Annotated in this window: 10 protein-coding genes; 9 read left to right on the forward strand and 1 reads right to left on the reverse strand. The window is 46.3% G+C overall.

Translation table 11 applies throughout. The features are described from left to right. The 5 genes from RDP42_RS12240 to RDP42_RS12260 form a co-directional block, all read left to right on the forward strand. The coding region (locus RDP42_RS12240) for a DUF5915 domain-containing protein (RefSeq protein ID WP_308763915.1) at positions 1 to 378 on the forward strand (378 nt) is incomplete at its 5' end. Positions 379 to 442: 64 nt separating this feature from the next. Beyond that, positions 443 to 823 carry a TraR/DksA C4-type zinc finger protein gene (locus RDP42_RS12245; RefSeq protein ID WP_204476004.1) on the forward strand — a complete coding sequence of 127 codons (381 nt, stop codon included), beginning with the start codon at positions 443 to 445 and terminating at the stop codon, positions 821 to 823. A gap of 115 nt (positions 824 to 938) precedes the next feature. After that, positions 939 to 1,598: a lipoprotein signal peptidase gene (locus tag RDP42_RS12250; RefSeq protein WP_308763916.1), complete on the forward strand. Its 660-nt coding sequence runs from the start codon at positions 939 to 941 to the stop codon at positions 1,596 to 1,598. Further along, the gene (locus tag RDP42_RS12255) at positions 1,595 to 2,455 is read left to right on the forward strand and encodes a DUF4296 domain-containing protein (protein WP_308763917.1); all 861 of its coding nucleotides are present in this window, start codon (positions 1,595 to 1,597) and stop codon (positions 2,453 to 2,455) included. Before RDP42_RS12250 ends, RDP42_RS12255 begins: the two co-directional genes overlap by 4 nt. Positions 2,456 to 2,460: 5 nt before the next feature. Further along, positions 2,461 to 2,787, forward strand: a complete 327-nt coding sequence (locus RDP42_RS12260) for a hypothetical protein (RefSeq protein ID WP_308763918.1) — start codon at positions 2,461 to 2,463, stop codon at positions 2,785 to 2,787. Here RDP42_RS12260 and RDP42_RS12265 read toward each other — a convergent pair. Next, positions 2,782 to 3,540, reverse strand: coding sequence for an RNA methyltransferase (locus RDP42_RS12265; protein WP_308763919.1), 759 nt, complete (start codon positions 3,538 to 3,540; stop codon positions 2,782 to 2,784). The two genes, RDP42_RS12260 and RDP42_RS12265, sit on opposite strands and share 6 nt — an antisense overlap. Positions 3,541 to 3,645: 105 nt before the next feature. On the opposite strand from RDP42_RS12265, the gene RDP42_RS12270 reads away from it, so the two are divergent. From RDP42_RS12270 to RDP42_RS12285, 4 genes are all read left to right on the forward strand, one after another. Further along, on the forward strand, positions 3,646 to 5,955 hold the full coding sequence (locus tag RDP42_RS12270; protein WP_308763920.1) for a BamA/TamA family outer membrane protein: 2,310 nt from the start codon (positions 3,646 to 3,648) through the stop codon (positions 5,953 to 5,955). A gap of 16 nt (positions 5,956 to 5,971) precedes the next feature. Beyond that, positions 5,972 to 6,208 carry a hypothetical protein gene (locus RDP42_RS12275; protein ID WP_303914997.1) on the forward strand — a complete coding sequence of 79 codons (237 nt, stop codon included), beginning with the start codon at positions 5,972 to 5,974 and terminating at the stop codon, positions 6,206 to 6,208. Between the two features lie 106 nt (positions 6,209 to 6,314). After that, positions 6,315 to 7,958, forward strand: a complete 1,644-nt coding sequence (locus RDP42_RS12280; protein ID WP_303914994.1) for a diphosphate--fructose-6-phosphate 1-phosphotransferase — start codon at positions 6,315 to 6,317, stop codon at positions 7,956 to 7,958. 158 nt (positions 7,959 to 8,116) lie between these two features. After that, complete coding sequence (locus RDP42_RS12285) at positions 8,117 to 9,031, forward strand: glycoside hydrolase family 25 protein (protein ID WP_308763921.1); 915 nt, start codon at positions 8,117 to 8,119, stop codon at positions 9,029 to 9,031. The last annotated feature ends 175 nt before the right edge of the window (positions 9,032 to 9,206 follow it).

Raw genomic sequence — 9,206 nt, forward strand, 5'->3', positions numbered from 1 at the left:
GGCGGAGAAGCCGTAGTGGAAGCTGCCGATGTGGAAATCTTCAGTGAAGATATCCCTGGCTGGCTGGTAGCTAACGAAGGCAAACTGACCGTCGCACTCGAAGTGACACTGACTGATGAACTGAAGCGTGAAGGTATCGCCCGTGAATTGGTGAACCGTATTCAGAATATCCGTAAGAGCAGCGGCTTCGAAATTACTGACAAGATTGCCATCGTGCTGTCAAAAAATCCGAATACCGATGACGCGATAAATGAATATAATAATTATATTTGCAACCAAGTGCTGGCAAATTCATTGGTATTGGCCGATGAGGTTACTGACGGCACGGAAATCAGTTTCGATGACTTTTCGTTGTATATTCATGTAACGAAACTGTAATATGAACCTATCCACCCGGCCTTGTCGGGTGGATACTATTTATTAACTTAAAACTTTAAGCACTATGGCTGAAAAAACGAGGTATTCTGACGCTGAACTGGAAGAGTTCCGCGCCATTATCATGGAGAAACTTCAGCTCGCGGAACGCGACTATGAGAAACTGAAAAGCAGTATAATGAATGCGGATGGAAACGATACGGACGATACATCTCCTACATACAAGGTATTGGAAGAAGGAGCCAACACGTTGTCGAAAGAAGAAACCACCCGCTTGGCTGCCCGGCAGTTGAAGTTTATTCAGAACTTGCGTGCGGCATTGGTACGTATTGAAAACAAAACATACGGAATTTGCCGTGAAACAGGTAAGCTGATTCCTGCTGAACGTCTTCGTGCAGTTCCTCATGCTACATTGAGCATTGAGGCTAAACAGCATGGAAAACATTAGTATTTAACTTGAAGTTGGGAATTGAAAATTGAGAAACGGTACGGTTTGAAGTGCCTCATTTTCGGTTTTCAGTTCTCAATTTTTTTGAACTGATTTGTATTGAATTTTGAAGAAAATGAAGAAATTTCTCACTCAGGGTCGTTTGGTAACGCTTGTGGTGGCAGGGGTGTTGATTATTGACCAGGTCATCAAGATTTTGGTAAAGACAAACATGTATCTGCATGAGAATATTCATGTGACTGACTGGTTTTATATCTATTTCACTGAGAACAACGGTATGGCTTTCGGGCTTGAGATTTTCGCCAAATTGTTCCTGACTTTGTTCCGTATTGTGGCTGCGGTGCTGATTACAGTATACCTCACCAAGTTGGTGAAACGGACTCAGAACAAGGTGAAGAACGGTTATCTGGTATGCCTTTCTTTGATTTTGGCGGGAGCGGTAGGAAATATCATCGATTGCGTGTTCTATGGCGAGATTTTCAGTGAGAGCTCGCATTGGCAGATTGCTTCATGGGTACCGCTGGGAGAGGGATATTCCAGCTGGTTGCATGGGAAGGTAGTCGATATGTTCTATTTCCCGATTATCGATACTTATTGGCCTGATTGGATGCCGCTGGTGGGAGGTGACCATTTTATTTTCTTCAGTCCGATTTTTAACTTTGCCGATGCTGCCATCAGCTGTGGCATCATCGCGTTGCTTATCTTCTATTCACGTTACCTCAATACAGGGGCACATACGGAGTCTACTCCTACCTCCAAAGAATCCAAGAAATGAAACAGATTGCAGTTATAGGAGTTTCGGCATTGATGCTGTGCGGCCTGTTCGGATGCGGAAAGAAGGTGCCTAAAGATATTATCCAGCCTCAGGCCATGGAGGATTTGCTCTATGATTATCATCTGGCCACTACGCTAAGTGCTGATTTACCCTACAATGAAAACTACAAGAAGGAAGCTTATCTGGCTTATGTCTTCAAGAAGCATCATGTCACAGAGGCGGAATTCGATTCTTCTATGGTGTGGTATTCCCGCCATAGCGATGAGATGACGACCATCTATGAGAACTTGCAGAAGCGGATGGAAACCACTGCGGAGCAGTTGAAGAAACAATCTGTTCGCCATACGGGTGAATTCGCCATGTCGGTAGCAGGTGATACGGTTGATTTGTGGCAGGACCGTACCGTGTATTGGTTTACGCCTTTTGACCTGACCAACAAATTGGCTTTTGAAATAAAGGCTGATACCTCTTTCCATGAGAAAGACAGACTGGTATGGGAGGCCAATTTTACTTTCATGCCTAAGGGATTGCGTTCAGGGCGGCTTGTAATGGGACTGAACTTAACGTTTGACAATGATAGTACACAGGGTATGACACGGGTAATCAGCATGTCGGGAATGCAGCGTATGGTTATCGTGCCCGATTCAGCCTTCAAGTATAAGAATGTGACTGGTTTTCTGTACTATACTGGAGAAAAAGAAACCTCGGTGCTGGTAAGTCGTATTCAATTGATGCGTTACCATGTGCCTGAACACAATCTGCCGGTAGTGACCGATTCATTGGCTGTGCAACCCGCTGATACACTTTCAAAGGATTCTCTTCAACGGGTAAAACGTCCGGAACTCATGAAGCGCTGATTGCAATGAAATATTACGCATCTCATTATCTTTGGCATGCGGGGCAGAACCAACTGTTCCGCATGCAGCGTATAGGGCTGGATATTTCCAGCCATGTGTTTCTTTCGATGGAATCACTTGAAGAGGAAGTCCGGCAGACGCAATGGTTGAACGGACTGATTGTTTTGGTTCCCTGCCAGACAGAGATGAGGGAAGGAGAGCCGTTTCTTGATTTCTGTCAGCGGGTGTCCCTATCGGTAGCGGGTGGAGAAGCATTGTATGCTTTTCATGTATCCGATTTCAACTTGCAGAAAATGGAATTTTCCTCAAGAAGCCGACTGCGACGATTATGACATCCGGCGGCGGAACTCTGCACATACAATGGCTGTAGCGACCGCTACATTGAGTGATTCGCTGGTCTCTTGTCCCTGTGGGTAGTTCGGTATCAGCAGCTTCTTTGAAACCATTGCTTCAATTTCCTTGCATACCCCGTTTCCTTCATTTCCCATGACGATAACTCCTTTAGACGATAACTCCTGCGAGTAGATATTGGTACCGTCCAGGAATGTACCGAATACGGGAATTTTTCTTTCGACCTGCAAACGGATGAATGCTTTCAAATCGCAATAGTGTAGTTTGACGCGGGCCAGCGCTCCCATGGTGGCTTGTACCGTTTTGGGGTTAAAGGCATCGGCTGTACCGGGTGAGCAGAAAATGTCTTCTATGCCGAACCAGTCGGCAATGCGGATAATGGTACCCAGGTTGCCGGGGTCCTGCACATCGTCGAGGGCCAGACAGAGGGAACGGGCTGGAAGAGTATCGTCGTAGGAGTACGACGGAAGCTCGAATACGGCCAGCACTTCCTGCGGCGTTTTCAGCAGACTGGCACGAGCCAGTTCTTCTGCCGTCACTTCAATGGTTTCCTGAGCCAGTAGGAGAGGGTGCTGTTCCAGCCATGCAGTGGTGGCAATCAGGAGGCGGCAGGAGAAATGTCCTAAGAGGTCGCTTACCAGTTTGTTGCCTTCGGCCAGAAACGAATTCTCGGCTTTCCGGTACTTTTTCATTTCCAGTGACCGGATGTATTTGATTCTGTTTTTGCTCAGCATATTTGTGACGGGAATTTTTAATTATATTTTAAGAACAAAGCTAAGAAGATATTTTTAATTATTGCCTATCTTTGCATGTAATTTTGCATATATCCGCTTGTTTGTATGAAGATATCCCCCCGTTTTTATATAGGTCTGTGTGCGATGCTGCTTTTCCTGAGCGGATGTTCGGTCAGTAAATTCATACCGGAGGGGCATTATCTGTTGGATAATGTGAAGGTAGAATCGGACAACAAAGAAATCAAATCTTCCCAAATGACGGCCTATCTTCGTCAGACCCCGAATGCCAAGTGGTTCAGTCTGGTAAAACTGCCGATGTACATTTACGGAGCTGCCGGCAAGGACTCCACCAAGTGGATGAACCGTTTTCTTTATCGGATAGGAGATGCCCCTCGTATTTATGATCCGGATCTGGCGGAGGAAACACGTTTGCAGATTGAGCAGGCTGTACGTAACATGGGTTATATGAGCGGGCAGGTGAGCATGCATACCCAGGTGAAGGGGAAAAAAATCAAGGTTTATTATCAAATTCATTCCGGTGATCCTTACCTGATTTCACGGGTAGCCTATGATATTGCCGATTATCAGATTCACGATTATCTGATGGCTGATTCAGCCCGTTCCTATCTGAAGGAAGGAGCGCGTCTGGATATCAACCAGCTGGACCAGGAACGTGACCGTATCACGCAGTTCTTGCAGAACCGTGGATATTATCGTTTCAATAAAGATTTCATCACGTATCAGGTGGATACCATGCGCAATTCGCGTAATGTGGACCTGATCATGCAGCTGCATCCTTACCGTCGAAAGAAAGAGGATCCGCCTTCTCCGCACCGTCAGTATTACCTCCGGGATGTGGGTTTCGTGTTCGATGTAGATTTTTCCGATCTTGCTTCCGAGAGCCTGAAGGGCATTGACTCTCTTCGTTCGGGAGGACTGAATTTTTATTTCAAAGATAAACTGTTTTTGCGCCCTCAGGTTATCAACGATAACAACCATTTGAGACCTGGAAGGATATATCGTGTACGCGATGTGCAGAATACATACTCGGCACTCGGGCGACTGAATATCCTGAAATATTCCAATATCCGTTTCCGGGAGGACCTGCGGGCCGATTCTGCTTACTTGGATGCGTATGTCATGTTGACCCGCAACAAGAACAAATCGCTTTCGTTTGAGATTGAAGGTACCAACTCCGCAGGAGATTTGGGAGCGGCGGCATCTGTGGCTTATACTCATCGAAATCTGTTCAAGGGGTCTGAAACCTTCACGATTAAAGTGCGTGGAGCGTATGAGGCTGTAACAGGTCTGGAAGGATATGCCAACAGCAACTACATGGAATATGGAGTGGAGAGCAGCTTGAGTTTCCCGGAGTTTATGTTTCCCTTCCTTTCGGCTGATTTTCGTCGTAGGAGCCGTGCCACATCGGAGGTGAGTGTGAAATACAACTGGCAGATTCGCCCGGAGTTTGAACGTACGGTAGCTTCTGCGGGTTGGAGTTATCATTGGAGCAAGCGCCGGGCTACCCATCGTTTCGATGTGTTCGACCTGAACTATATTTATATGCCGTATCGGTCGGAAACTTTCCGTGAATATCTAAACTTGATGGATGAAAAGAATCCTTTGCTGCGCTATAGTTATGAGGACTTGTTTATCGTGCGTATGGGATATACGTATACCTATAACAGTTCGGGGGCTATGTCACAGAAAACGGCACAGCGTAATTCCTATTCTATCCGTTTCAATATTGAGGAATCGGGTAACCTGTTGTATCTCTTTTCGAAAGCCATTAATGGAAAACCGAAAAATGGAGAGAGTTATCAGATGGCCAATATCGGTTTTGCCCAGTATGTGAAGACGGACTTTGACTATGCCAAGAATTTTATGATCGACGACCGTAATGCCTTGGTGTTTCACGTGGGGGTGGGGGTGGCCGTGCCTTACGGAAACTCCAAGAGCCTTCCATTTGAAAAATTGTATTTCTCCGGAGGAGCCAACAGTGTGCGTGGATGGAGTGTCCGTTCGTTGGGACCGGGAGGCTACCGGGGCGATAGCAACAGCTTGGATTATGTGAATCACACGGGCGACATCAAGCTTGACCTGAACTTGGAGTATCGTACGCATTTGTTCTGGAAATTGAATGGAGCGGCGTTCATCGATGCCGGAAATGTGTGGTCCATCCGCAACCGGGAATTGCAGCCTGAAGGTCTGTTCAAGTTCAACCGCTTTTACAAACAGCTGGCCGTGGCTTACGGACTGGGACTGCGTTTCGACCTGGATTTCCTGATTATCCGTTTCGACGGAGGTATGAAGGCCATCAATCCGATGTACACCGGGCGCGACCACTATCCGATTATCTCTCCCAATTTCAAACGCGACTTCGCGTTCCATTTTGCAGTAGGTTATCCGTTTTAATCCTTTATATATGACTATGAGTAAGAATGTATATACTCTTGAAGAAGTAGAGCAACTGAAAGCCTGGTTCGACCAGGCTGAACTTCCGGCCGAAATGCAACTGGATAAGGCTGTCTACATCCCCGATGTGAAAGAAACCGTACGCCGTCTGTTCTTGCAGGCTCATGTATGTTGTGAGAATCCTCGTTTGCAAGGCTGCCTTCGTTTGCTGGAACGTATCAAAGCCCATCTGGAGGAAGAGAAAAAGAATTAGGATATGCCTAAAATTGCCGGCTTTCTTTCATATTTGCGAAAAAAATACGAAATTTGCACAGCAACGAAAAAGATTATTTCAATACACCTTTATAAATATAACAATTATGACAAAAAGTGCATTACAAATTGCAAGAGCTGCTTACCAGCCGAAATTGCCGAAAGCATTGAAAGGTGCGGTAGTAGCTAAGGAAGGCGAACCGACTCAGTCTGTAGCCGATCAGGAAGAAATCAAGAAATTGTTCCCGAACACTTACGGCATGCCGTTGATTCAGTTCGTGGAAGGTGAGGCTAAAGAATACGCTCCGATGAACGTCGGTGTTATCTTGTCTGGTGGACAGGCTCCTGGTGGTCACAACGTCATCTCTGGTTTGTTCGACGGTATCAAGAAACTGAACCCGGCTAACAAACTCTACGGTTTCATCCTGGGTCCTGGCGGTTTGGTAGACCACAAATATATGGAACTGACAGCCGATATCATCGACGAATACCGTAACACAGGTGGTTTCGATATCATCGGTTCAGGACGTACAAAACTGGAAAAGGAAGACCAGTTTGAAAAAGGATACGAAATCCTGAAAGAACTGGGCATCAAGGCACTGGTAATCATCGGTGGTGACGACTCAAATACAAATGCTTGCGTTTTGGCTGAATACTATGCTGCCAAGAAGTACGGTATCCAGGTAATCGGTTGCCCGAAGACTATCGACGGTGACTTGAAGAACGAAATGATTGAAACTTCATTCGGTTTCGATACTGCCTGCAAGACTTACTCTGAAGTAATCGGTAACATTGAACGTGACTGTAACTCAGCTCGTAAATACTGGCACTTCATCAAACTGATGGGACGTTCTGCTTCTCACATCGCACTGGAATGTGCTTTGCAGACTCAGCCGAATATCTGTATCATCTCTGAAGAGGTAGAAGCCAAGAACATGTCTTTGGATGACATCGTGACTTACATCGCACAGGTAGTTGCTGACCGTGCTGCTGCCGGCAACAACTTCGGTACAGTATTGATTCCGGAAGGTCTGATCGAATTCATCCCGGCTATGAAGCGTCTGATTGCTGAATTGAACGACTTCCTGGCTGCCAACGGCGAAGAATTCAACAGCATCAAGCGTTCTAAACAGCGCGAATACATCATCAGCAAGCTGTCTCCTGAAAACGCCGCTATCTATGCTTCTCTGCCGGAAGGTGTAGCTCGTCAGTTGTCACTCGACCGTGACCCGCACGGAAACGTTCAGGTTTCTTTGATTGAAACTGAAAAGCTGTTGTCTGAAATGGTAGCTACCAAGTTGGCTGCATGGAAAGAAGAAGGCAAGTTCGTAGGTAAGTTCGCTGCTCAGCACCACTTCTTCGGTTACGAAGGACGTTGCGCTGCTCCGTCTAACTTCGATGCTGACTACTGCTACTCTTTGGGTTACACAGCTTCTATGTTGATTGCCAACGGTAAGACTGGTTATATGTCTTCTGTACGCAACACAACCGCTCCTGCTGCAGAATGGATTGCAGGTGGTGTGCCTATCACTATGATGATGAACATGGAACGTCGTCACGGTGAAATGAAGCCGGTTATTCAGAAAGCACTGGTAAAACTGGATGGTGCTCCGTTCAAAGCATTCGCTGCTATGCGTGATACTTGGGCTAAGGAAACTGCTTATGTATATCCGGGTCCGATTCAGTACTTCGGTCCGACAGAAGTATGCGACCAGCCGACTAAGACTTTGCAGTACGAACAGGCAAAATAAATTGAAAGTTGAGTTCCCATAAGGGAAGTTCAACCGTAACATATCATTTAGCGAAGAATCAGGGAACTTTATGAGTGCCGGATTCTTCGCTATTTGTTGAATCAATTCTTACCGCATGGCGGTACATCTTTAGACATTCTTCATTAAACACATTGACGATGACCAAAAAATCACCCATTCTCGCGGTGAACGAAGTCGAGAAAAAGGCTTCCCGCAAGCGTTCTGCGGCAAGAAAAAACACAGGCCGGCGAACGACAGCTTCCGGTAAACCGTCGGGAAGAACCCCGCGGGGAAAAAAGAAAATCCGTCGCTGGCAGATGCCTTCCTGGTGTTATTACCTGTTGCTGGGGGGGATTGGGGCTTGTTTTGTCATCGTATTCTATTATTTCTTTATCCGTCCCTACGCTTACCGCTGGAAACCTTGCTATGGCTTGAAAGCCTACGGGGTATGTTTGCCTTACGGTTTTGAGGTGCATGGTTTCGATGTGTCGCACCATCAGGGACAGATTGATTGGGCGGAACTTCAGAAAACACAGAATTCACCGTTTCCTGTACGGTTCGTATTCATGAAAGCCTCCGAGGGAGGAGACTTCAGTGATACGGCATTCATACATAACTTTGATGAGGCTCGCAAGCATGGGTTCATCCGCGGGGCCTATCATTTTTACAATCCCAAAACAGATGCTTCTCGCCAGGCCGATTTCTTTATTCACTCCGTGAAACTGGAGTCGGGCGACCTGCCTCCGGTGCTTGATATCGAGGTGATGGGAGAGAGTGAGAAGAAACTTCGCCACGACCTGAAAATCTGGCTGGATAAAATCGAACATTATTATCGGGTGAAACCGATTCTCTATACATCTTACAAATTCAAAACTCGTTACCTGAACGACTCCGTTTTCAACTCCTATCCCTATTGGATTGCCCATTACTACGCCGATTCGGTGGAATACAAAGGGCAGTGGCGATTCTGGCAGCACACCGACGTGGGTCGTCTGCCGGGCATTCGCGAAGAGGTGGATTTGAACGTGTTCAACGGTACGCTCGACGAACTGAAACGCATGACGATTCCCTGAATTCCAGAATAACAAGAGAGATACAAACAAAAAACCCTCCGCAGGTATCCTTTTCAGGACTCCCTGTGGAGGGTTCATTTTATATAATAGAAGATAAGGGAAAAATCCCGTAGACTTAGTTAACGTGAGTTCGATATAAGAATAAATATAATTTATTGAAAAATAGGAACATAGC

The organism is uncultured Bacteroides sp. (assembly GCF_902472605.1).
GTDB lineage: Bacteria > Bacteroidota > Bacteroidia > Bacteroidales > Bacteroidaceae > Phocaeicola.

What these genes read in the sequence shown, in the direction of transcription:
- RDP42_RS12245 (WP_204476004.1), top strand. Translation starts at nt 443, where the DNA reads ATGGCTGAAAAAACGAGGTATTCTGACGCTGAACTGGAAGAGTTCCGC.
- RDP42_RS12250 (WP_308763916.1), top strand. Translation starts at nt 939, where the DNA reads ATGAAGAAATTTCTCACTCAGGGTCGTTTGGTAACGCTTGTGGTGGCA.
- RDP42_RS12255 (WP_308763917.1), top strand. Translation starts at nt 1,595, where the DNA reads ATGAAACAGATTGCAGTTATAGGAGTTTCGGCATTGATGCTGTGCGGC.
- RDP42_RS12260 (WP_308763918.1), top strand. Translation starts at nt 2,461, where the DNA reads ATGAAATATTACGCATCTCATTATCTTTGGCATGCGGGGCAGAACCAA.
- RDP42_RS12265 (WP_308763919.1), bottom strand. Translation starts at nt 3,540, where the DNA reads ATGCTGAGCAAAAACAGAATCAAATACATCCGGTCACTGGAAATGAAA.
- RDP42_RS12270 (WP_308763920.1), top strand. Translation starts at nt 3,646, where the DNA reads ATGAAGATATCCCCCCGTTTTTATATAGGTCTGTGTGCGATGCTGCTT.
- RDP42_RS12275 (WP_303914997.1), top strand. Translation starts at nt 5,972, where the DNA reads ATGAGTAAGAATGTATATACTCTTGAAGAAGTAGAGCAACTGAAAGCC.
- RDP42_RS12280 (WP_303914994.1), top strand. Translation starts at nt 6,315, where the DNA reads ATGACAAAAAGTGCATTACAAATTGCAAGAGCTGCTTACCAGCCGAAA.
- RDP42_RS12285 (WP_308763921.1), top strand. Translation starts at nt 8,117, where the DNA reads ATGACCAAAAAATCACCCATTCTCGCGGTGAACGAAGTCGAGAAAAAG.